This window comes from Bradyrhizobium guangdongense (assembly GCF_004114975.1).
GTDB lineage: Bacteria > Pseudomonadota > Alphaproteobacteria > Rhizobiales > Xanthobacteraceae > Bradyrhizobium > Bradyrhizobium guangdongense.
Map to the genome: position 1 here is coordinate 5,344,878 of NZ_CP030051.1, position 19,153 is coordinate 5,364,030.

The window sequence follows — 19,153 nt, forward strand, 5'->3', positions numbered from 1 at the left end:
GCGCCGCCGGGATCATTGATGCCAGGAATCACCCGCCGCATTTTCGCGGCCTCGTCTGTGGCCGCCGCAACGTCTGCTCTCCTCGCACCTGCACGCGCGCAAGCCTATCCGGCGCGGCCGGTGAGTTTGATCGTGCCCTGGGGCGCGGGCGGCGGCACGGATGCAACGGCGCGCATCATCGCCACGCTGCTGGAGAAGGAGCTCGGCCAGCCGTTCAACGTCGTCAATCTCACCGGCGGGTCCGGCGTTGTTGGCCATGCCGAGATCGCAACCGCGCGACCGGACGGTTACACCATCGGCATGCTCACGGTCGAAATCGCCATGCTGCATTGGCAGGCCATGACGCATTTGACGCCGCGGAACTTTACCCCGCTGGCGCTGATGAACGAAGATCCGCCCGGCGTCCAGGTCTCCACCTCCTCGCCGTACAAGACCGCGAAAGAGCTGATGGATGCCATCAAGGCTTCGCCGCCGGGACGGTTCAGGGCGTCCGGCACGGGGCAAGGCGGTATCTGGCATCTCGCCCTGGTCGGCTGGATGCAGGCGATGGGATTGCCGGCAAACCAGGTCGCATGGTCGGCGTCGAACGGCGCAGCACCGGCCATGCAGGACCTCGCTGCGGGCAGCCTCGACCTCACCACCTGCTCGGTGCCGGAGGCACGCGCCACCATCGAGGCCGGTCAGGCGCGAAGCCTTGCGATCATGGCGCACGTGCGCAATCCGAGCTTCCCGGACGTCCCGACGCTGAAAGAGACGCTCGGCGTCGACTATTCCACCAGCTCGTGGCGCGGCATCGGCGCCCCCAGGGGCCTGCCCTCGGAGATCGCCACCAGGCTCACTGCAGCCTTGAAGAAGGTCTACGACTCCCCCGCATTCAAGGACTTCATGACCAGACGCGGTTTTGGCACCGTGTGGCGCGACGCCGGCCAGTTCGAGACCTTCATGGACCAGGCGGATCGCCAGATGGGCCAGGCCATGAAGGCCGCCGGTTTTGCCAAGGCTTGAACGACCAAGGGCCTGAGGGCCCCTCGCCTGCCTGCTCCCGCCGTTGTAAAGCAGGGCATGGTTGAGAAGAAGACTCCGCTTGATATCGCCACCCTCGCCCGCGACTTGCGCACCGGCCATCGCGCGGCGCTGGCGCGGGCCATCACGCTGGTCGAGAGCCGGCGCAGCGACCATCAGGCGCTGGCACGCGAGCTGCTGCAGATGCTGCTGCCCGACACCGGCAAGGCGGTTCGCGTCGGCATCACCGGTTCGCCCGGCGTCGGCAAATCCACCACCATCGACGCGCTGGGCACTTACCTGATCGCGCGAGGCAACAAGGTCGCCGTGCTCGCGGTCGATCCGTCCTCGGCACGCAGCGGCGGCTCGATTCTCGGCGACAAGACGCGGATGGCACGGTTGTCGGCGTCCGACGCGGCCTTCATTCGCCCCTCGCCGTCATCGGGCACGCTCGGCGGCGTCGCCGCCAAGACGCGCGAGGCGATGCTCTTGTGCGAGGCGGCCGGCTTCGACGTCGTTCTGGTGGAGACCGTCGGCATTGGCCAGTCGGAGACTGCGGTCTGCGACATGACCGATTTCTTCCTCGCTCTGATGCTGCCCGGCGGTGGCGACGAGCTGCAGGGCATCAAGAAGGGACTGGTCGAGCTCGCCGACATGATCGCGATCAATAAGGCCGACGGGGACAACCTCAAGCGTGCCAACATCACTGCTGCCGACTATCGCGGCGCGCTGCATATCCTCAGCCCCCGGTCCGAACATTGGCATCCGCCGGTCGTCACCTATTCGGCGCTGGCCGGCACCGGCATCGCCGAGCTCTGGCAGAAAGTCTTGGACCACCGCAAGGCGATGAACGCATGCGGCGAGTTCGCCGCGCGCCGGCGTTACCAGCAGGTCAAATGGATGTGGTCGATGCTGGAACAGCGCATGCTGGCGCGGCTGCGCAGCGAGGCCTCCGTCCGCGCCAGGGTGAAGAAGATCGAATCCGAGGTAGCCGACGGTCACCTCACGCCGGCTCTCGCCGCGGAGGCGATCATGAAGCTCCTGCATTGAGACCGCCTCACCTTTGCCCTTCGAAAGAGAGGTGAAGCGAAGCACGAGCCCCTACTGCTCAGCTGATCTGTCCGGCCAGCACCTTCGAGACGAAGCGGGCGGTCGCCTCGCCGACCTCCTGTGGCGCCTCCTCCTGCAGGAAGTGCGAGCCCTTCACAAGGACGGTCTGCTGATTGGGCCAGGCTCTGCAGAACTCGCGCTGTGCGCCGATCAGAAAACCTGCCGGCTCGGCATCGATGAACAGTTTCGGGATCCGGTTCTTCGACATCCAATCCGCATAGGCCTCGACGATCGCGACCACATCGGCGGGCTCGCCCTCGATCGGCAATTCGCGCGTCCAGGTCAGCATGGGCTGCCGGCTCGGACCGGGATTGCGGAAATAGCGGCGGTAGACGTCCATCGCCTCCGGCGCGATATGGCGCAGCGGCAGCAGGTACTCGATGAACAGGTTCTTCTGCAGGATCATGTCTTCGCCTTGCGGAGTCCGTTGCGCCTGGAAGAAGGCGCGCGTCGCCTCGGGCCATTCGGCCCAGGAACGGAACGGGCGCACGATGCCCTCCATGTAGACGATGGCTTTGACCCTCTCGGGATGACGATTGGCCCAGTGAAAACCAAGCGCCGAACCCCAGTCGTGCACGACAAGGATCACGTTCCTGCTCAGGCCCATCACGTCGAACCAGGCGTCGAGATAGCGCTGGTGATCGACGAAACGATATGACCCGTTCGGTGCAGGACCCGAATTGCCCATGCCGACATAGTCCGGCGCGAGGCAACGGCCGTACGGCAGCAGATGCGGGATGATGTTGCGCCAGAGATAAGACGGCGTCGGGTTGCCGTGCAGGAACACGATCGGGTCGCCGCATCCGACATCGACATAGGCCATCTGGGTATCCAGCACCTCGATGTACTTCCGGTAGGAGACTTCCTCGGTCGAGATTGGCGGATGATTGACGTGCAACATGATGAAACTCCGTTCTCTCGTTCGACACCAGTAAACTATTAATACCGGTGACTTGAGTCAACCGTCAAAAGTCATTAAGTGGTGTTCATGTCGAAGGAATCGCGCAAGTTCCAGGTGCCGGATGCATTGGCGAACATCTATGATTTCGCCAACACGCTGGATTTACGGCACTTCATCCATCACGGCGTGCAGCATCAGCAGGCGGAGGAACTGCCTGACGCCGCTGCGCTCGGCGATTGGATGCAACAGCGCCGGCTCGTCGATCGCGCAGTGCTGCCGTCTCAAAAAACCTTCGAAGCTGCTTTGCAATTGCGCGGCGCGCTGCGGGATTATCTCAAATGCGATCCTGCGGAACGTCATCGCAAGTCCGCCATCACCACGCGCCTCGACAAGGCGATGGAGCCGTTTGCGCTCCGGGTCGCCAGCATCGGCAAGGATGGATTTGGACTGATCCCGTTGCAGACGGACGCGCAGGCCGGCCTCTCCATGATCATCGCCGAATTGTACAATGCCGCTGCGGCCGGGACGCTCGACCGTTTGAAGATGTGCGCAGCGGACGAATGCCAACGCGTCTTTTTCGATCGCTCCAAGCCCGGCACGCGGCGGTGGTGCCAGTCCACGCTGTGCGGCAACCGGGAGAAGACCCGGACCTATCGCGAGCGGCACAGGCATGAAACCGGATCGGAGACCTAGCCGGCAGCTCGCCGGATCGGATATGCCGTGATAGACATGAGCGGGAGCCAATCCATTGTCCGACAAACTCCGCCTTCTCATCACCGGCTTCGGCCCATTTCCCGGAGCGCCGCATAATCCGACCCAGCCGCTGGTCACGCGACTGGCGCAACTGCGCCGTCCGGCGCTCGATGATGTCGCGATCTCGCGTCACATCTTTCCGGTGACCTACGCCGCGGTCGACCGGCAATTGCCGGAGCTGCTGGCAAAGGTGAAGCCGGATGCGCTGCTGATGTTCGGCCTCGCCGCGCGCACGCCTTACTTGCGCATCGAGAGCCGCGCGCGCAATGCCGTCACCATGCTCTGGCCCGATGCCGCCAATACCCGTTCGAGCAAGCGCGGCATCGCCGGTCATGCCGACGCGATGAATTTCGGCCCGCACACCGCAAGGCTGCTGCGCGCCGCCCGGCTGACCGGCATCGATGCGCGCCCCTCGCGCGATGCCGGCGCCTATCTCTGCAACTACTTGAGCTGGCGCGCGATCGAGAGCGTCAACGCTGGCGGGCCGCGGCTGGCGGCGTTCATTCACATTCCTCTCCTGACGCGCGACGGCGCCATGCGCCGCAAAGGCGCCCCTCGGATCACGCTGGATGAGCTGGTGGATGCCGGGGAAGCGATGCTGATGGAGATGGTGGGGTTGGCGCGGAAAGCGCGGAACACGCAGACCTTGCGGTAAACATTTAACCCTACCGCGAACAATCCCGGCGATCCCGCCCGCCCTGCGCTACCTAACCTTTCGCGGACTCTCCCGCGTCCGCCGGAGGACGCGTCATGGACCTCAATCGCCGTCATCTCATCGGAGCTTCGACCGCCGGCATCGCCGGCGCGCTCGCCATGCCTGTTGACGCTGCCCGCGGGGCGCCGCTGACGTCGCTGCTTGGCCGCGATGCGACCCAATATGGCGTACGGCCCGGCAGCAACGAGGATCAAACGCGAGCCCTCCAGCGTGCGATCGACGAGACGGCCCGCGCGCAGGTGCCGCTGGCACTTCCGCCTGGAGTCTACCGTACCGGACTATTACGATTGCCTGATGGTGCGCAGCTGATCGGCGTGCGCGGTGCGACGAAGCTTGTCTTCACTGGCGGAGCCTCCGCAATCCAGAGCGACGGCTCTGACTCGATCGGGCTGAGCGGCATCAGCTTCGACGGCGGAGGCATCCCGCTGCCGACCCGACGCGGGCTGATCCATGTGCTCGGCGGACGCGACATCCGCATCACCGATTGCGCGATCACCGCATCCGGCGGCAGCGGCATCTGGCTGGAGCAGGTCTCCGGCGATATCTCCGGCAACATCCTGACCAACATCGCCGTCACTGCTGTGGTCTCGTTCGATGCGAGGGGCCTCAGCGTGTCCCGCAACACCATTGTCGGCACCAGCGACAACGGCATCGAGATCCTGCGTACCGCCATAGGCGATGACGGCACGCTGGTCGCGGACAACCGCATCGAGGATATCAAGGCCGGTCCCGGCGGCTCCGGCCAGTACGGCAACGCCATCAACGCCTTTCGCGCCGGCAACGTCATCGTTCGCGGCAACCGCATCAAGAACTGCGACTATTCCGCCGTGCGCGGCAACTCGGCCTCCAACATCCACATATCGGGCAACAGCGTCAGCGACGTGCGCGAGGTCGCGCTCTATTCCGAGTTTGCGTTCGAGGCAGCGGTGATCGCCAACAACACCGTGGATGGCGCCGCCGTCGGCGTCTCCGTTTGCAATTTCAACGAAGGTGGCCGCATTGCGGTGGTCCAGGGCAACATCATCCGCAATTTGATCCCGAAGCGGCCGATCGGCACCGCTCCTGACGACGATGCAGGCGTCGGCATCTACATCGAGGCCGACACGTCGGTATCAGGCAATGTGATCGAGAATGCGCCGTCCTACGGCATCGTCGCCGGCTGGGGCAAATATCTGCGCGACGTGGCGATCACGGGCAATGTGATCCGCAAGGCGCTGGCCGGCGTTGGCGTTTCCATCGTACCCGGGGCCGGCACCGCGCTCGTCAACAACAACATGATCTCGGAAACCCCGCGCGGCGCCGTGGTCGGCCTCGACCACGCGCGTGCCGTGACGTCAGACCTGTCGGCGGACGGCGCGCAACGTTTTGCGCAGGTGGTGGTCGGCGGGAATGCTGTGCGGCAGTAGACAGGCGGCGATAGCTGGGCCGTTCATCCTTCGAGGCTCTCCATGGGACGCGTTGCGTCCCATGTCTCGCACTCAGGACGACGGGTTCGAGAAGCGTGAGTCATTCAGCAGCGTTTAGAACGTATTCCTCAGGAGCGGGTACTTCGCTTCGATGCCGTCGAGGCTGAAGGTGAATTCGACGACGCGCTCGGGGGCGGCGACGATTTCCTCGGCTGGCGGGGTGAATTGCGGCAGAAGCGTCGCCATTGCAGCCGGCGCTGGTCTCGCGGCGGCGGCCTTGAGCGGCGGCATCTCCGCGGGCGCGGTGAACGACGCCATCAGAGCGGCCACCTCGGCCGTTGGTGCGGCAAGCGGGGCGATCGGCGCCTCGACGATTTCGGCCAGCACGTCCGGCTTCGGCTCGAGCCTGACCGGAACGGCGCTCTCGGGCGCGATGTGCACGGCCTTCGGCTGCACCGTCTGAGCCTGCACTGTCTGGGCCTGCTCGCGCGGAAACACGCGCGGCATTGTCGCCGGCGACCAGCCGAATGCGGAGGACACGCTGGCGGCGGCCGCGGCGACATCCCCACCAGTCGCAAGGGCGCGCCAGGTCTCGACCGCGCGTTTGGCTTCCTGGATGTTTTCGAGGAATGCGAGCTCGGAGTGATAGCGGCGCCAGCGTCCGGTCTCGAACATTTCGGAGAGATGCTCCAGCCGCTGCTCGGCGAGAGCGCACCAGCGTGCAGCAATGTCGCGACCTGCAGCCGCGGCACGAACCGACTCTTGGCGATGTGTCATAAATCAGCCCGTTTGGAGAAAATACGGACGCGACGCAACGCACACGAATCAATTTAGAAGCGACATGAATATTTTGTGGAAAAGATTTGACTTGTCCAGCAACGACATGGCTCTCGTCACAAAACTCCGTAGTCGTGCGGAGTTTTCAGCGGTTTGCGAGTCAAGCTTCGCACAAGCATAGCGGGCTTGCTGCGCGCCGGCCCCGAGTCCCGGCGACGATCAACGCCCGGACTCAACCGCAAGCTGACCGCGCAAGACGCTTCAAGAAATCAGACGCTGAAAGGAAAAGACCCGTCCGGGGGGACAACCGGACGGGTCAAGCCATATGGGCGCTTGGGGTGGATGGGCGCTCGCGCCTGATATGACTGATGGGGAGGGATGACCGCTCCCACATAATTTGGTCGTGACAGCGGGCTGAACGTTCAAAAGCGGCGTTTGATTTTTTAACGTTTGGCCCGCGCGCAATGGTTTCGCAGGCGCTAGCGCGCCGCCGGTCTATCTGCCTGAGAAACCGTGGGTTTATCGTTTGCACTGGATAGCGAGGGCTGTTCGATCGCCCGGACGCCGGGATCCTCGCGACGCTTCTCGGCATCTTCACGTTTAGTTGTACCTGCTACAGATGCGACCGGTGTCGTGTTGTCGGCGGGAACGGCCGTCACCGCGGCAAACGCATCGACCTCGCCGTCGCCATAGAGATCGTCACGCCCGGGGGATCCGAGGTCACGCGCGCTCTTTGCCAGCGTCATGCGCAGCGCTTCGGGCTTCAGGGCGTAGTTGCGCTCGAGCAGCAGTGCTGCGACGCCGGAGACATAGGCCGCCGAGAACGAGGTGCCCGACGTCATCTGGTATTTGCCGTCGGGCGCCGGCAAGAAGATATCGACCCCGGGCGCAGCCAGGGCGATGTAGTTGCCGCGGTTTGAGGCGGTGAACAACCTGTCCTGCTGGTCGGTCGCGCTGACCGCGATCACGTTGGGATTGGCGGCGGGATAGAGCGGCGGCGATTTGGCGCCGGCATTGCCCGCGGCCGCGATCAGCACCAGTCCGCGCGCAGCGGTCTCGGCAATGGCGCGCTCGATCACCGCGTCCTTCGGACCGGCAAAGCTCATATTGACGATCTGGGCGCCGTGCTCGGCGGCATAGTTGAGCGAGCGCAGGATGATGTAGGACGAGCTCTCGGCGCTGCCGGTGGTGCCGCCGAAGGCCCTGATGGCGATGATGCGCGCCTCCGGCGCGCTGCCCATCAGCTTCGCATGCGCGACGATGGCGCCTGCAATGCCGGTCCCGTGAACATGGGCCCCCTCGCCACTGCCGAGGGCGTCGAAATTGTCGGCAATGGAATTGGCAAGTTCCGGGTGCCTGGCATCGATCCCGGAATCGATCACCGCAATGGTGACGTTGGTGCCGTGCGCCAGCGTGTGCGCCTGCGGCAGGCGCAGCTTCGACAGCGCGTATTGCGCCGGATCGCCTTCGGTCGGCACGGCCGGCTTCTGGTCCTGAAGCAGGTAGCGGAAGTTCGGCTGCAGCGAGCGAACGCTGCCATCGGCCGCGAATTCGCGCCGCACCGTCTCATAGGGCCGGCCGTCGACAATGCGGAACAGGCCCACCGTGGCCCCGATCAACGGGTAATTCTCCGACGAGACGCGGGTCAAGCCGTGACGTCGCGCGAGTTCGTCGGCTTCGGTCGGCGATAGCGCGCTGTCGATCTCGGCGACGAATTCGTTGGCGAAGCTTCGCGTGTCGACGGTGGCGGGCGTGTTGTTGCCTCGTCCCTTGCCGGCGCTCTTCTTGACCGATTTGCCGGAGCCACCCCCGCCCCCATTCGGCTGTCCGAGGCACTCGCCGTCGGCATCGCGATAGGGCGCGGAGCAGGCCGGATAGAGGTTCGGCGAGTAGTGCGCATAGGGCAGAACGGGGTTCGGCGCCATCCGCGCGGTGATATGAGGCACCGTCGTCACGCGCGGACCGCGATCGACGTTCATGGCGCGTGCTGCGACGTTCGGAGAGATCGTTGGCGTGCGCGAGGGAAGATTGATCGTAGGCGTACGCATGATCGCCTGGGCGTGCGCCACCTCGATGCCGAGGCAGGCGGCGAGCAGGAGCGCAGCTCCGACCGACGAAGCATGGGCCCCGGCTCGCAACTGACTCTCGGGCTTGCGCATCATGGGTGCGAAGGCGCCTTTAGGGCGCTGCCACGGCGAGGTTGACGAACTTCTCGCGCTGCATCCTGGCGAGCAGCGCGTTCAGCTCATCCTGGCTCATCGCCTTGTCGAACTGGAGGCGGAACATGCCGCCCTTGGCATCGCCGATGATCGAGGCCTGGTAGTTATCGAGCAGCGCGGTGATGTCGGCGACGCGCGCCTCGGGCGTGAAGCGCACCAGCGCCCGCGACGGCGCAGCCGCTCCGAGCTCGCGCGTGATCGGCGCGCCGGTCGAGAGCGATGCGGTCTGGAAGGTCGAGGTCTGGGTCTTCATCAGCACGGCGCCGATGATGCCGGCCTGCAGCACCAGCGCGATGGCGCCGAGGCTTGCCGACCACGCCAGCGTGCGCGGCGACAGGCTTGCAAAGAACGCGGCGACACGTGTCGACAGCGGCAGTGAACCCGTCGCCCGCGCCGGCTCGGCATCGATCGCGGCAAACAGCTTCTGCATCGCGCGGGCCGACGGAGCCCCCAGGCTCTCGTTCAGGTGGATGGTCTCTTCGTATTCGCCGCGGATCGCCGCATATTGTCTGGCAAGCTCCGGATCGCTGGCGAGCGCTTCCTCGACGCGGCGGGTATCACGTGTGTTCAGCGTGCCGGCGGCGTGCCAAGGCAGCAGCATCTCGATCTCACTGGGCTCTTGCTCCAGCATCTTCTTGCTCAATGCCATCATGGCCAGCCTCGCTCAATGCCGGCTGCCTTCAGCAGTTCGGCCAATTTCTTGCGCGCATAGAACAGGCGCGTCTTTACCGTGTTCTCCGGGATCCCGACGATTTCGGCCACCTCTTCTACTGACTTCTCGTGGTAGTAGACGAGGTCGACGATTTCCCGATGGTCCGGCGAGAGGCCCGTCAGACACTCCCGCAACGCTTCACTGGTATCCTTCTTCTGCACCACCGTTTCCGGATCGTCGGAGGAATCCTCGATCGCGTTGGCGGCTTCGTCGTCCAGCTCAAAATCCTTTCTACGCCTAAGCGCAGACAGGGCCTTGAATCGGGTGATGGCCAGGAGCCAGGTGGAAACAGCGGACCGACCCTCGAACTTGCCGGCCTGACGCCAGACGTCAAGAAACACCTCGCTGATGAGGTCTTCCGCCGTCTGCTCGTCCCGCACGAGCCTGAGCCCGAATCTGTAGACCCTGACATGGTGCCGCCCGTACAGCACCTGCATGGCGAGCCGGTCACCTTGGGCGATCCTGGCGATGAGGACCTCGTCCGTAGCCGCCTGTGTCACGCTCAAAGGCCGTCTCGCAAGGTTGGTCGGGTCGATGCGGAGGACGGTTCGACGGGAGGTGCAAAATTGTTCAACCTACCGCACTCATACGGGGACCTGTGTGATCTACCCCACATACGTGCGGTTTCCTTGTCCCACCTGCGGTCGTCCGCTTCTCTCTGGAACGGTAACATAATATGGAAACGCTCTCTTCGGACTTGCCGTGGGCCGGCACAGACGGCCCGATCGAGCCCGGTCCATAACACGCCCCATGCACCTTATGTCGCGCGGCGCCGGCTTTGGTCCGCGATATCGCCTGCGATGCCTAATTGGCTGCAAAATCCCGCACCGCCGAAGGCCCGTCACCGGCCAGTGGCCCGTTTGGATTCGGTTCGAAAAGGATACCAAACCTAAAGGCTTGCCACGTAGATTTTTTCGGCTGACATCCACCATTGGCGGGACCATGAGCACGGCCGCAACGTCCTTTCCGGAGCGGAATGCCGCTGAGGTTGCGGATCTCGTGCTTGCGTCCGATGCGACGTCCCCGGACGTGTGCGCGCGACGGATGCGGCAGCGCCGCCAGATGTATGTCGGCCAGGTCGCAAGCTATTCGCTCGGCGCCTCGGTGCTGCTGCTCTACGCCTTCGACGGCGCCGTCTCGACCAACGTTCCGACGCTGTTCTGGTTCGGGGGTCTGCTGATCATCGGCACCTTCACGGTGCTGTCGGAAGCCGGCGTCGGCGACAGGTTCGCCGACCACTATCTGACGGTCTTCCAGATCTCGGCGCATATGGCGCTGCAATTCGTGTTCCTGGTGTCGGTGCCGACCCTCGGGATCGCCTTTCTGGCGGTGCTGTTCCTGATCTTCGCATTCGGCACACTGCGCATGACCTCGCGGCAGGCGATGGTCACCTGGGGTCTTGCCACCTGCGGGCTCGCCTTCGTGTTCCTGGGCTCAGACCTGCCGATCGGGTTGCCGGTTGCGAGCCGCATCGAGCGCGCCGCTTCGATGCTGTGTTTCGCATTGGTGATCGGGCAGTGCGCCTTCCTCGGCCTGTTCGGCGCCACGTTGCGGAAGATCCTTTACCAGCGCAGCAACGAACTGAAGGCCGCCTATCGGCGCATCGAGGAGCTCGCCGAACTCGACGAACTGACCGGCTCCTATAACCGCCGCTGCATCATGCGGCTTCCCGACGCCGAGATAGAGAAATCGCGTCGGACCGGCAGCCCTTGCGCCATCGCGCTGATCGACCTCGACTGGTTCAAGCGCATCAACGATGCCTTTGGCCATCCCGTCGGCGACGAAGTACTGCGGACCTTCGCCCTCACCATCTTCGCCAACATCCGGCCCGAGGACCGTTTCGGCCGCTATGGCGGCGAGGAATTTCTGCTGCTGCTGCCCGGCGCCACGAGCGAGGCCGCCTCACGCATGCTCGATCGTCTGCGCCGCATCGTCGCCGAGCTCGACTGGAGCGCATTCTCGCCAGCCATGAGCGTGACGATTTCCGCCGGCGTCGTGACGCTGCGCGACGTTGATACTGCCGACACGTTCCTCGCGCGCGCGGACAGCGCGCTTTATTCTGCCAAGGCGCAAGGGCGCAACCGCATTGCCACGGGCTGACCACTTCAATTGCTGCCGGCGCGTGAGAAGACGCCGCCGGACTGAACGCTCCAGGACAGGGCTATGAGATCGAGATCCGTGAAGTCATCCGCAAATTTGCTCGAGGAATTGCAGACCGCGCTCGCGCACGGCACGGTCGCGCGCCGGGTCGAGACGCTGCGCCGCATCACCGATCTCTTTGTCGGCAACGCGGTGGATTACTCCGACGACCACATCCGCGTGTTCGACGACGTCTTCCAGTGCCTGATCGAGCAGATCGAAACATCGGCGAAGGTGCTGCTCGCCGACCGGCTCGCGCCGATCAACACCGCGCCGCCCCAGATCATCCGCACGCTCGCGCTCGACGACGTTATCGAAGTCGCCGGCCCCGTGCTTTCCAAGTCGGAGCGGTTGGACGAGACGACCCTGATCGAGATCGCGCGCAACAAAAGTCAGGCCCATCTCAAGGCGATCTCGCTACGGCGGGTGCTGTCGGAGGCGCTGACCGATGTGCTGGTGACTCGCGGCAATGAAGACGTGGTGCAGTCGACCGTCAGCAATCCGGGCGCGAGGCTCTCCGAGGACAGCCTCGCCGATCTCGTCACGCGCGCCGAGCGCGACGACGACCTTGCCGCCTGCATCGGCCTGCGGCCCGACCTGCCGCGCCATCATTATCTGAAGTTGGTCGCCAGGGCTTCCATGAGCGTGCGCAGGAAGCTGCAGGCCGCCCACCCCGAACTTGCCGACGAGGTGTCGAGCGTGGTCCGGGAGGCGGCGCTGCGGGTCCGTACCGCCGCCATGACCCGGCAGACCGAGATGGCACGTGCGCTCGTAAAGTCGCTCCATGACGACGGCCGTCTCAACGAGTTCCAGGTCACGACGTTCGCCGAGCAGGGCAAGTTCGACGAGACCAATGCAGGCCTCGCGGCGCTGGCCGGCGTCGCGGTCGAGACTGCCGAGACCATCATGATCGAGAGCCGCACCGAGGGCGTCATGATCCTCGCCAAGGTCGCCGGCATGCAATGGTCGAGCGTGCGCGCGATCATCGCCATGCGCGAAAAGCTCTCGGGCGGCTCGCAAACCGACATGCTGTCGCTGCGCGATACCTACGAGGCGCTGCGCAGCTCCACCGCCCAGCAGGTGCTGCGTTTCCATCGCATGCAGAACACGACGTCGGCGGCTTAATACCGCAACACCTTCGACCCGACCGCCGCGCCGATGGCCGTCACGACCGCGGTCGCGATCGTGTACCAGGTCGCGACGAACAACGGCGAGTCGTCGGTGCAGTGCGAAGCGTAGAGCGTGGCGGCAAGCCCGGCCGACAGCAGGCCGGCGAGTGCGCCGGCGAGCGCCGGCCGCGACGGCGCGCCGTGACGCAGGCCGAACAAGGCGCCGGCAAGAAGGGGCAGCGACATTGCGGGGATCGCCGACAGGCACGCCCGTGAGTTCTTGCCGACGAGCCGCATCGTCATCGGCATGGCCGGTGCCATCATCGCCTCGCTGCCGATGGCAACCGCAAGCAGTCCGACGGGCAGCAACAGGAGCCAACCCCAGCCGCGCATCAAGGCTTCGGGCCGCGACAGATGCAGGCTGATGATGATCGCGGGGATCGCGAGCGACAGCGTGACTGCGAACTTCATGTCGAAGAACGGATTGTGCATGGCGCTCATCACGTCCGAACGCACGCCCAGGAACGTCGCGAAGATCAGGATCGACAGCGGCGCCGCGACCAAAAGGCCCGTCGTCAGCAACGCACCGACGCGTGGAGCGCGGTGGGCGTTGTCGGCCGCGAGCGTGCGGATGAGTTGATCGGTGTCCATGATTAGTTGTCTCGTAATTTGGCCGTCAGGGCCGCAAGCCCGCGATGCAGCGCAACCCGCACCGCACCTTCGCTCATCGAGAATTTCGCCGCCGTATCCTTGATCGAGGCGCTATCGACTGCGATCGACTGCAACACGTCGCGCTGGCGCTGCGGCAGCGTGTCGAGCTGCGCGGCGACCTCGCCCGCCGAAGCCCTCTCCTGCGGCGCCTCGCCGGGCATCGTTTCGGCGAAATCGTCGATGTTGACGAAGACGCGCCGGCCGCGGCGCCTCAGCGCATCGATCAGCTTGTTGCGCGCGATCGCGAACAGCCAGGGGGCGAAGGGCGCTTCGCTGTCCCAGGTGTGCCGCTTCAGATGCACCGCCAACAAAATCTCCTGCACGATGTCCTCGGCCTGATCGGGAGGCTGCCCGGCCCTCGCCAGGCCGCGCCTCGCAGCAGCGCGCAGCACCGGCGTGACCGCTTTCAACAGCCGATGATACGCCGCATCATCGCCTGCCATGGCCGACCGCATCAGGCCGGTCCATTCGTCCTCACGTCCGCGCACGCGCGCCCCTCACCATTGCAATTCGGCCGCTCTTTCAATTTGTTACGCCGGAGCCCAACCGATCACGAAGTCGTGATCACTGGGCCTCGCCCCGAAGCAGCCGCAGATCGTCCGGTCAGGCTCATAACACCGATCGGCCCGTGCCGCACCCGGCCGGCCGGGGCGCCCAACCGCTTTGCCCCGGTTTTGCCCGGTGTGGCCCGAAGATTCCCACTTTTTGCCCCGCTGTCGTCATGCACCAGGGTCTCTGTTCGCCCCCGGGACGGGCGTATTGGGGAGATCGTCGACATGATGAAAGCCAGCGAATGCGCGGCATTGGTGGTTTTGGCCGGAGGATTGCTGCTGTCCGGCCTAACGGCGCAGGCCGCGCCGAGCTCTGCGGCCGGCACGAGCGCCAGCAAACAGGCCGATGAGAGCAAGCCAGCCAAGCCGCGAAGCCATTCGTCTCGCCGTCATACCGACAGCAAGACGGTGCAGAAATCCGACGACAAAGCCGACAAGCCCGACCAGACGGCTGCGACGGCGCAGGCCGACGGGGCCAAGACTGGGAACAAGGCTGGCACAGAGGCCAGCGCCGACGTGCTGGGCTCGAGCCAGATGCCGCCGGAAGTCGCCAATGCCAATGCGCAGCTGGCTCCTGCCGAAGCAACCCCGCCTGCGGCTGCGGCGACCGCAATGACAGGGCGCGCCAACGACAACGTTCAGGCGGCAGCGGATAACACCACGGCTCCCAATGCCGAGAGCCAGGTGGTCGCGTCCGACCAGCTCAACGACCTCGATCGCGCCCTGCAACAGGACAGCCCGCCCGCCCAGAAAGCAGTGATCGCCGCAACCGATGCGCAGCCGCGCCCGGCGCCGGTGATGGCGAGCAGCCAGCCCAACTCGGCCTGGGACCAGAGCTCCCTGATCGGCAAGATCTTCATCGGCGTCGGTACGCTGCTGACACTGGCCTCCGCCGCGCGCATGTTCATGGCCTGATCCGGGCTTAATTTTTGACCTGACGGATACTCCTCGGGGGCGCGCGGGTTGCGCGCGTCCCGGCGGCTCCTGGCCCCTTGAAGCCCACCCCGCCAGCGGGCACATTGCCGGCTCAATCAAAAGCGCGGGTGGAGCATGAGCACGTTCGAACACATCATCGTCGAAAGCAAAGGCGCGGTCGGCATCATCAAGCTGAACCGGCCGAAGATGCTCAACGCGCTCTCGTTCGGGGTTTTCCGCGAGATTGCAGCAGCCGTCGACGACCTCGAAGCCGACGACGCCATCGGCTGCATCGTCGTGACCGGCAGCGAAAAGGCTTTCGCAGCCGGAGCCGACATCAAGGAGATGCAGCCGAAGAGCTTCATCGACATGTTCTCCGAGGACTTTGCCGCGATCGGCGGTGACCGTATCGCACGCTGCCGCAAGCCGACCATCGCGGCGGTCGCCGGCTACGCGCTTGGCGGCGGCTGCGAGCTCGCCATGATGTGCGATTTCATCATCGCCGCCGACACCGCCAAATTCGGTCAGCCCGAGATCACGCTCGGGACCATCCCCGGCATCGGCGGCACCCAGCGCCTGACGCGTGCGATCGGCAAGTCCAAGGCCATGGATCTCTGCCTCACGGGGCGCATGATGGATGCGGTGGAAGCCGAGCGCAGTGGCCTCGTCAGCCGTATCGTACCGGCAGACAAGCTGATGGAAGAGACCATGGCAGCCGCGGAGAAGATCGCCGCAATGTCGCGGCCGGCGGTCGCGATGGCCAAAGAGGCGGTCAACCGCGCCTTCGAGACCACGCTCAGTGAAGGCATGAGCGTCGAGCGCAATCTGTTTCACGCGACCTTCGCGCTCGAAGACCGCTCCGAAGGCATGGCTGCCTTCATCGAGAAGCGCAAGCCGGTGAACAAGAACCGGTAAAGCCGACGGACGGTCAGGCTGGTGTAAGGCTGCGCCCCTTTCCGCAGAACCCCTGTGACGCGCCTGCAACAAGCACGGATTTCATGGGGGTTTCCTCCGCGGCAGTTTGCCTGCGCGACCGGCGCTGGGTAAACAGTTAAGAGAGCCGCCGTCGGCGGGGGCGGACAGCCGGGGTTTGCGGGATTACATGATTGGGCGTGCCGCCAGAATTGGTCGCGTGAGGACGCGGCGTCGATCGGGCGTGGGTCCTGTCCTGGCGACATGGACTACGCTGGCGCTCTGCTGCGCCCTGCCCGCTGCAGCCCACGCCGAGGCCCTGCCGGAAGCGCTGGTCAAGGCCTACCAGACCAATCCGCAACTCAATGCCGAGCGCGCAAGACAACGCGCCACTGACGAGAACGTGCCGCAGGCATTGGCCGGCTATCGGCCGCAGATCGTGGCGAGCCTCAGTGCCGGCTTGCAGGCGGTGCGCAACCTGCTTCCGGATAATACGATTCAGACCGCGTCGCTGAAGCCCTGGACCATCGGGGTCACGGTGTCGCAAACCTTGTTCAACGGCTTCCGCACTGCCAACAGCGTGCGGGTCGCCGAACTCCAGGTGCAGTCCGGCCGCGAGGCATTGCGCAATGTCGGTCAGGGCGTGCTGCTCGACGCGGTTACCGCCTACACCAACGTGCTGGCGAACCAGTCGCTGGTCGAAGCCCAGCGCTCCAACGTCGCCTTCCTGCGTGAGACGCTTTCCATCACCCAGCGCCGTCTCAACGCCGGCGACGTCACCCCGACCGATACCGCCCAGGCCGAGGCGCGGCTCAATCGCGGCCTTGCCGATCTCAATGCCGCCGAGGTCGCCCTCGCGGTAAGCCAGGCGACCTACGCCCAGGTGATCGGCAATGCGCCTACCGCGCTTCGCCCTGCCGAAGTGGTCGATCGCTATCTGCCGAAGAGCCGCGAGGATTCGATCGCGATGGCGATCCGCGAGCACCCGGCGGTCATGGCCGCGAGCTTCGACGTCGACGTCGCCTCGACCAATATCCGCGTCGCCGAGGGCGCGCTGCTGCCGAGCGCCAGCCTCCAGGGCAGCGTCAGCCGCAGCCGCGACAGCGACCAGACACTCGGCACCCGCGCCACCGACCAGGCCTCGATCGTCGCCAACGTCACCGCGCCGATCTATGACGGCGGCCAGGCCGCCTCGCAGACCCGGCAGGCCAAGGAAGTCACGGCGCAGAGCCGGCTGGTGCTCGACCAGGTGCGCAACCAGGCACGCACCGCCGCCGTCAGCGCCTGGGTCGCCAATGAAGGCGCCAAAATCGCGGTGTCGGCTTCGGAGTCCGAGGTGAAGGCCGCGACCGTGGCGCTCCAGGGCGTGCAGCGCGAGGCCGCCGGCGGACAACGCACCACGGTCGACGTGCTGAACTCGCAGGCCGATCTGATCCAGGCCAGGGCCCGCCTGATCGGCGCGCTGCGCGACCGCGTCATCGCCTCCTACACGCTGCTCAGCGCGGTCGGCCATCTCGACGTCAAGACGCTGAGCCTGAACACCCCGGACTATCTGCCCGAAGTGCACTACCATCAGGTCCGCGACGCCTGGCACGGCCTGCGCACGCCGTCGGGGCAGTAACTTTTCGGTCGACACCGATGAAGAGCCGCCGCATTCATCTGATGGGGGCTTCGGGCTCCGGCGTGACGACGCTCGGCCGCGCACTGGCGAGCCGGTTGGCGCTGCCGCATCACGACACCGACGATTATTTCTGGCTGCCGACCGCGCCGCCCTACCAGACGACGCGCCCTGCCGCCGATCGGCTGCGCCTGATGCGTGAGATGTTTCTGCCGCGTCTCGATTGGGTGCTCAGCGGCACCGTCACCGGCTGGGGCGACGAACTCGTCCGGTTCTTCGATCTCGTTGTCTTCGTGACCACACCGCGCGAGCTTCGTATGCAGCGTCTGCGCGCCCGGGAAGCGACGCACTTCGGTGCCGACGCTGTCGCGCCCGGGGGCTGGCGCGGCCAGGAGGTGGAGGCGTTCGTTGAATGGGCCTCGCACTACGACGCCGGTGATCGCAACGGACGCAGTCTCGTGAAAGACGAGGCATGGCTCGCCCGCCTGTCCTGCCCGGTCGTTCGCGTTGACGGGTCACGCCCCGTTGCCGAGCTGGTCGAGCTGCTATGCAGCGAAGCACAGCGACTACCCTGACCATGTGATATTGTTCTTCGCGACAAGGCATAAGGGAACGAAGCAGGAGTGAAGCCATGCTCAACCGACGCAGTGTCCTGCTTACCTCTCTCGCCGCCGGAGTAGCCATGAGCACCAGAGCCCACGCGCGTGCGTCGCAACCCGCAACGCCGGTCAATTTTGACGTCCCGCCGCACGCCTGCGACTGCCACACCCATATCCACGGTGATGTCGAGAAATTTCCGTTCTTCGCCGGCCGGGTCTACACGCCGGAGCCGGCCTCACCGGAAGAGATGGCCGCGTTGCACAAGGCGCTGCATATCGAGCGCGTCGTGATCGTCACCCCGAGCGTCTACGGCACCGACAATTCCTCCACCCTGTTCGGCATGAAGGCGCGCGGAGCGAATGCGCGCGGTGTCGCCGTGATCGACGACAAGACGACGGAGGGCCAGCTCGACACCATGCAGCAGGAGGGTTTTCGCGGCATCCGCATCAATCTCGCGACCGGCGGCATCAGCGATCCCGATGTCGGTCGCGCCCGCTTCACCGCCGCTGCCGAACGCATGAAGGCCCGCGCCTGGCACGTGCAGCTCTACACCACGCTGCCGATGATCTCCGCCATCAAGGATCTGGTGCTGGCTTCACCGGTCCCTGCCGTGTTCGACCATTTCGGCGGCCTCGAGGCCTCGCTCGGACTGGAGCAGCCCGGCTTTGCCGACCTCGTCGCGCTCGTCAAATCCGGCAAGGCCTATGTGAAGATCTCCGGCGCATACCGCTCGTCGAAGCTTGCACCCGATTACCAGGACATGGTGCCTTATGCCCGCGCGCTCATCACAGCGAATGCGGACCGCATCGTCTGGGGCACCGACTGGCCGCACCCCGATTCGAGTCACGTCGAGGGGCGGAAAGCCACCGACATCGCGCCGCTCTATCAGATCGACGATGGCCGCCTGCTCAACCAGCTTCCGGTGTGGGCGCCGGATGCGGATGTGCGCAGGAAGATCCTGGTCGATAATCCGGCGCGGCTGTACGGTTTCTGAGCCGCGGTG

At 65.3% G+C, this 19,153-nt stretch carries 19 protein-coding genes; 12 read left to right on the forward strand and 7 right to left on the reverse strand.

Annotation, left to right across the window (positions count from 1 at the left end):
- Positions 1-18 precede the first annotated feature (18 nt).
- Both X265_RS25650 and meaB read left to right on the forward strand, forming a co-directional pair.
- Positions 19-1,005 carry a tripartite tricarboxylate transporter substrate binding protein gene (locus X265_RS25650; protein WP_128967340.1) on the forward strand — a complete coding sequence of 329 codons (987 nt, stop codon included), beginning with the start codon at positions 19-21 and terminating at the stop codon, positions 1,003-1,005.
- Positions 1,006-1,062: 57 nt separating this feature from the next.
- Positions 1,063-2,052, forward strand: a complete 990-nt coding sequence (gene meaB / locus X265_RS25655) for a methylmalonyl Co-A mutase-associated GTPase MeaB (RefSeq protein ID WP_128967341.1) — start codon at positions 1,063-1,065, stop codon at positions 2,050-2,052.
- 58 nt (positions 2,053-2,110) lie between these two features.
- Here meaB and X265_RS25660 read toward each other — a convergent pair whose 3' ends face one another.
- Entirely contained in the window at positions 2,111-3,013 is a 903-nt protein-coding gene (locus X265_RS25660) for a haloalkane dehalogenase (RefSeq protein ID WP_128967342.1), read from the reverse strand.
- An 87-nt stretch (positions 3,014-3,100) separates the two neighbouring features.
- On the opposite strand from X265_RS25660, the gene X265_RS25665 reads away from it, so the two are divergent.
- From X265_RS25665 to X265_RS25675, 3 genes are all read left to right on the forward strand, one after another.
- A complete protein-coding gene (locus X265_RS25665) occupies positions 3,101-3,706 on the forward strand; it encodes a CGNR zinc finger domain-containing protein (protein ID WP_128967343.1) in 606 nt (201 codons plus the stop codon).
- Positions 3,707-3,761: 55 nt separating this feature from the next.
- Complete coding sequence (locus X265_RS25670; RefSeq protein WP_128967344.1) at positions 3,762-4,421, forward strand: pyroglutamyl-peptidase I; 660 nt, start codon at positions 3,762-3,764, stop codon at positions 4,419-4,421.
- 95 nt (positions 4,422-4,516) lie between these two features.
- Positions 4,517-5,887: a TIGR03808 family TAT-translocated repetitive protein gene (locus X265_RS25675; RefSeq protein WP_128967345.1), complete on the forward strand. Its 1,371-nt coding sequence runs from the start codon at positions 4,517-4,519 to the stop codon at positions 5,885-5,887.
- A 114-nt stretch (positions 5,888-6,001) separates the two neighbouring features.
- On the opposite strand, the gene X265_RS25680 is transcribed toward X265_RS25675, so the two are convergent.
- The 4 genes from X265_RS25680 to X265_RS25695 all read right to left on the reverse strand — a co-directional run bounded on the left by X265_RS25680 (position 6,002) and on the right by X265_RS25695 (position 10,101).
- Positions 6,002-6,664, reverse strand: coding sequence for a TIGR03809 family protein (locus tag X265_RS25680; protein ID WP_128967346.1), 663 nt, complete (start codon positions 6,662-6,664; stop codon positions 6,002-6,004).
- Positions 6,665-7,143: 479 nt separating this feature from the next.
- Complete coding sequence (locus tag X265_RS25685) at positions 7,144-8,826, reverse strand: S8 family serine peptidase (RefSeq protein WP_128967347.1); 1,683 nt, start codon at positions 8,824-8,826, stop codon at positions 7,144-7,146.
- 16 nt (positions 8,827-8,842) lie between these two features.
- Positions 8,843-9,535 (reverse strand): hypothetical protein, encoded by a 693-nt coding sequence (locus tag X265_RS25690; RefSeq protein WP_128967348.1) that lies wholly within the window; start codon positions 9,533-9,535, stop codon positions 8,843-8,845.
- Positions 9,532-10,101, reverse strand: coding sequence for a sigma-70 family RNA polymerase sigma factor (locus X265_RS25695; protein WP_164938793.1), 570 nt, complete (start codon positions 10,099-10,101; stop codon positions 9,532-9,534). The genes X265_RS25690 and X265_RS25695 overlap by 4 nt, the downstream gene beginning before the upstream one ends.
- Positions 10,102-10,537: 436 nt before the next feature.
- Between X265_RS25695 and X265_RS25700 the strand changes: the two genes are divergently transcribed.
- Together X265_RS25700 and X265_RS25705 are read left to right on the forward strand one after the other, a co-directional pair.
- A complete protein-coding gene (locus tag X265_RS25700; protein WP_128967349.1) occupies positions 10,538-11,695 on the forward strand; it encodes a GGDEF domain-containing protein in 1,158 nt (385 codons plus the stop codon).
- A 63-nt stretch (positions 11,696-11,758) separates the two neighbouring features.
- The gene (locus X265_RS25705; RefSeq protein ID WP_128967350.1) at positions 11,759-12,859 is read left to right on the forward strand and encodes a DUF2336 domain-containing protein; all 1,101 of its coding nucleotides are present in this window, start codon (positions 11,759-11,761) and stop codon (positions 12,857-12,859) included.
- Here the strand turns inward: X265_RS25705 and X265_RS25710 are convergent.
- Positions 12,856-13,494 (reverse strand): NrsF family protein, encoded by a 639-nt coding sequence (locus X265_RS25710; protein WP_128967351.1) that lies wholly within the window; start codon positions 13,492-13,494, stop codon positions 12,856-12,858. The two genes, X265_RS25705 and X265_RS25710, sit on opposite strands and share 4 nt — an antisense overlap.
- Positions 13,495-13,496: 2 nt before the next feature.
- Positions 13,497-14,042, reverse strand: coding sequence for a sigma-70 family RNA polymerase sigma factor (locus tag X265_RS25715; RefSeq protein ID WP_128967352.1), 546 nt, complete (start codon positions 14,040-14,042; stop codon positions 13,497-13,499).
- Between the two features lie 288 nt (positions 14,043-14,330).
- Between X265_RS25715 and X265_RS25720 the strand changes: the two genes are divergently transcribed.
- The 5 genes from X265_RS25720 (at position 14,331) to X265_RS25740 (ending at position 19,144) form a co-directional block, all read left to right on the forward strand.
- Complete coding sequence (locus X265_RS25720; protein WP_128967353.1) at positions 14,331-15,020, forward strand: hypothetical protein; 690 nt, start codon at positions 14,331-14,333, stop codon at positions 15,018-15,020.
- Between the two features lie 135 nt (positions 15,021-15,155).
- Complete coding sequence (locus tag X265_RS25725; RefSeq protein ID WP_128967354.1) at positions 15,156-15,935, forward strand: enoyl-CoA hydratase; 780 nt, start codon at positions 15,156-15,158, stop codon at positions 15,933-15,935.
- A gap of 187 nt (positions 15,936-16,122) precedes the next feature.
- Complete coding sequence (locus X265_RS25730; protein ID WP_128967355.1) at positions 16,123-17,553, forward strand: TolC family outer membrane protein; 1,431 nt, start codon at positions 16,123-16,125, stop codon at positions 17,551-17,553.
- A gap of 17 nt (positions 17,554-17,570) precedes the next feature.
- Complete coding sequence (locus X265_RS25735) at positions 17,571-18,125, forward strand: P-loop NTPase family protein (RefSeq protein ID WP_128967356.1); 555 nt, start codon at positions 17,571-17,573, stop codon at positions 18,123-18,125.
- A gap of 56 nt (positions 18,126-18,181) precedes the next feature.
- Positions 18,182-19,144: an amidohydrolase family protein gene (locus tag X265_RS25740; RefSeq protein ID WP_128967357.1), complete on the forward strand. Its 963-nt coding sequence runs from the start codon at positions 18,182-18,184 to the stop codon at positions 19,142-19,144.
- Positions 19,145-19,153: the final 9 nt, after the last annotated feature.